Source organism: Streptomyces sp. NPDC056948, assembly GCF_042674225.1.
Classification (GTDB): Bacteria; Actinomycetota; Actinomycetes; order Streptomycetales; family Streptomycetaceae; genus Streptomyces; species Streptomyces purpurascens.
This window is the reverse complement of sequence record NZ_JBHUQX010000709.1, coordinates 1-2648: the sequence shown is the minus strand read 5'-3', so window position 1 is coordinate 2648 and position 2648 is coordinate 1. Positions and strand designations below refer to the sequence as shown.

The following is a 2648-nucleotide window of genomic DNA, read 5'->3' as shown; positions in this document are numbered from 1 at the left end:
CCCGACGATCTGCCCGAGCGCCGCGCGCCGAAGGAGCGCGGCGCGGCGGCCTACGCAGGGATGGCATGGCACGCGCTGCTGATCGCTCTGATCGTCTGGCAGCACACCGCGCAGCCGTACCGGACCGACGACGGTATACGCCTCGACGTGCTCGACCCAGGCCTGTGGTCGGGCTGGATCTGGCCGATCCTGGCCGGACTCGTTGGCCTCGTGACGCTCGACGCGATCCGGGCCGTGCGGGCGTGGACACGTTCGCTGGCGGTCTGGAGTATCGCCGCCGAGGCGGCCTTCGCGCTGCCGCTGGCGTGGGTCCTGCATCGGCAGGAATTCCTCAACCCGGCCTTCCTGTCCGACGTCAACGGCGGCTGGCAGACCCCGGACTCCTTCTACACCGTAGTGGTGGTGGGGGTCCTGGCGGTGTTTGCAGGCGAGGTGGTGAAGCAGTTCCGCGAGGCGCGGGGCTGAATCGGCAGAGCTGAGAGCACGGGGCGAGCCGGGCGGGCCTCACCCCCCGGCGTGCGTCCTGGCTGTCGCGTCATGCCCAGGAGTGACGAAGTCCTTCTCGCCGCCTCCAGTACGCCACAGGCGGCTGATGCCGTCGCCCAACCCTCCTTGATGGCGGCCCAGTTGTGGGAGATCGCTGATGTACTCGCCTCCCCCTGACCCGGCCACCGAACAGCGCATGCGTGCCCACCACACCTCCGCTGCGAAGGCTCTGGACGTGCAGACTGAGCCGGGCGGGGAGTTTTGGGGTTGGGCCGGGCGCACCCTGGGTGCCCCGGCCCGGACCACCGTCGGCGCCCGGCGTGGATGCGGCTGGTGTCCGCCCCGGAGGCCAAGGCGGCGGGGAAGCTGTGGGACGGGGCCCTGGATGCCCAGCACGCCTTCGGCGACCGCGACTGACACCGGCCCCCGCTCCTGGACGTGCACGACGTCATCGATGACGCCGTCGCCTACCGCGCCGAGCTATCGGTGCGCGTCGACGAGTCCGTCCTGTCGAAAGACCCGATCCTCCAGGACGGCCTCCAGTTGCCGGACGCCTGGTGGACCGACCTCGCCGGGGTGCTGGAGAAGGTGTCGGTGGCCGGTACCGAGCGTGTCGCCGTACGGCAGCAGTACATGGACCCGGCGATCCCCGAGTTCGTCGGCATCCCGGCCCCGGCCGTGTCCTACTGGACCACCGCCCACGGTGATCTGCACTGGGCGAACCTCACCGCACCCCTGCAGATCCTGGACTGGGAAGGCTGGGGCAGTGCTCCTGTGGGGTTCGACGCCGCCATGCTCTACGCCCCGCTGCGGGACTGGGCTGCCGAGCTGCGCCGCCGCTGCCCGACCCGTGAGGCAGCCGCCGGGCGGCTGGGTGCCTACCGTGAGACGGTGGGCGTACGCACGGCTGTGGGGACCGCGATCGAGGGGTTCAGCCAGTTCAGGGTGATGAAGTCAGGTGGCCCCGTGCTCCTGTTCAGGAGGGGCGACGTGGCGGGCTGTTCCGGGCTGAGGTGCCGTCAGGGCCGTGTCGGAGGGGCGCCCCGCTTGGATCCGGCGCCGAGGCACACAAAGAGCTCGATGCCGTCGAACAGTGCTTCAACCAGGCGATCCTCATAGGGCCCGGCGGTGACCCGGTGCGGTCAGAGGCTGAAGATCCGTCGAGCGTTGCCGGACAGGAACAGCTCGGTGGTCTCCTCGTCCAGGCCCAGTTCACCGAGGTGCTCCAGTGCCTGGCCGGGAGTGATCATGGGGTAATTGGTGCCGAACAGTACCTTCCTGCGACCCCGGCCGTGCAGGTAGTCGACCAGCTCGCGCGGGTAGCGGCGGGCGGTGTAGGCACTGGTGTCGATGTACACATTGGCGTGCTTGTCGGCCACCGCGATCATCTCCGTGGTCCACGGATACCCGATGTGCCCACACACGATGGCCAGTTCGGGGAAGTCCAGCGCGACCTGGTCGATGTAGGGGATGGGGCGGCCGGTTTCGGACGGACGTAGCGGGCCGGTGTGCCCGACCTGGGTGCAGAACGGGATGCCGAGGTCGACGCAGGCCGCGTACAGCGGGTAGTACAGCCGGTCGGTGGGTGGGAGCTGCCAGAGCCAGGGCACGATCCGCAGGGCCACGAAGCCGAGTTCCTCTACGGCTCGGCGCAGTTCCCGCACCGCCTGAACCGGGCGGGTGAGATCCGCGCCGGCCACCCCACGTAGCCGCCCCTCGGACTGGGAGACGAACTCGGCCACCTCATCGTTGCTGATCAGCGGCCCCTGGGGTCCATACCAGGCCGCCGACAGGCCAATCTCGACGTCCGCCGCGGCCATCGCAGCCACCGTGGCCTTGACCGGCAACGGCTCCTCCAACAGACCCCGCCCCGTCCACCGGCGCAACGACTCGAACATCTCGTGGTTGGAATGACGGAGCGTGGGGTGCTGCATCCACGCATCGATGACCGGCATCAGACTCCCTGCCCCTCTCCGGCGCCGTCGGCGATACTGCACCCGAAACGGCTAAGCGATCGCTTACCGTGACCCTAGCCTCTGTGCGCCGTGCACAACCACCTTTCAAGCGGCCCCGCTTAATGCACACAGAGACACGCCCTAGCAGCAGGTCGGCCGCTGCAGGCGTGATCAGGGCATGCGGGCGCGGGGCGGGCACCACTGGTG

General features: G+C 69.4%; 2 protein-coding genes and 1 pseudogene. 2 read left to right on the top strand and 1 reads right to left on the bottom strand.

The features are described 5' to 3' along the window. Nucleotides 1–465: pseudogene (locus ACFTZL_RS43830) on the top strand (hypothetical protein); the annotation flags it as partial. Nucleotides 466–924: 459 nt separating this feature from the next. After that, nucleotides 925–1605: a hypothetical protein gene (locus ACFTZL_RS43825; protein WP_382595907.1), complete on the top strand. Its 681-nt coding sequence runs from the start codon at nt 925–927 to the stop codon at nt 1603–1605. A gap of 23 nt (nt 1606–1628) precedes the next feature. Here ACFTZL_RS43825 and ACFTZL_RS43820 read toward each other — a convergent pair whose 3' ends face one another. After that, a complete protein-coding gene (locus tag ACFTZL_RS43820) occupies nt 1629–2441 on the bottom strand; it encodes an amidohydrolase family protein (RefSeq protein ID WP_382595904.1) in 813 nt (270 codons plus the stop codon). Between the last annotated feature and the right edge of the window lie 207 nt (nt 2442–2648).